Genomic DNA, 721 nt, shown 5'->3' on the forward strand with positions numbered 1-721 from the left:
ACCGCTGGTGGCGCCGGCCGAGCCTATGGCTCCCACCGGCCCTCCTCCTGACGGCGTCCTTGGCCGCCGTACCCCTCGTACCGCTGCTGACGGGCAGCGGCAACGAAACCGCACGCCCGCCCCTGAACCGCGACACCGACCCCTGCACCCTCACGGCCCCCGCGGCCCTGGCCCGGTACGGCGAGACAGAGCAGGATCCCGCGTACGGCGGCTTCGACCGCTGCGACGTCCTGGTGCACCGGCCTGACGGCGGCACGGTCGACGTGAGGGTCGAACTGGACCCGGCAACCCCGGAGACGACCGAGCCGGCACGCACGGTCGGCTCGGTCAAGGTGCTGAAGACCCCGCCGGACGACGGCACCTGCGAACGCCGGCTGGCCCCGTCCGGGGAGGACGCCACCGTAACGATCAGCGCGAAGGACGACGGCGAGGGCGGGGACGGGGACGACCCACCCCTGTGCGAGATGGCCGACACCGCCACGAACAGCGCACTGGCGGCCCTGAACGAGGGCAAGGTCCGCCCCCGCACGACGCCCTTCCCCGCGAACTCCCTCTTCCACCGGAACGCCTGCGCCCTGATCGACCCGACAGCCCTCCACGCGGGCCCCCCACGCCCGGGCTTCGCCAACTGGCTGTGCCGCTACTCCAGCACGACGACCGACCTGGACGCCGTCATCTTCTTCGACCGCGGCCGGCCCCCGTCCCCCACCGACGGCACCCC

Annotated in this window: 1 pseudogene; it reads left to right on the forward strand. The window is 73.6% G+C overall.

What is annotated here, in order from left to right:
• Window positions 1-59 precede the first annotated feature (59 nt).
• A pseudogene (locus CCN44_RS42985) lies at window positions 60-721 on the forward strand (hypothetical protein); the annotation flags it as partial.

Source organism: Streptomyces tricolor (assembly GCF_002155905.1).
Classification (GTDB): Bacteria; Actinomycetota; Actinomycetes; order Streptomycetales; family Streptomycetaceae; genus Streptomyces; species Streptomyces tricolor.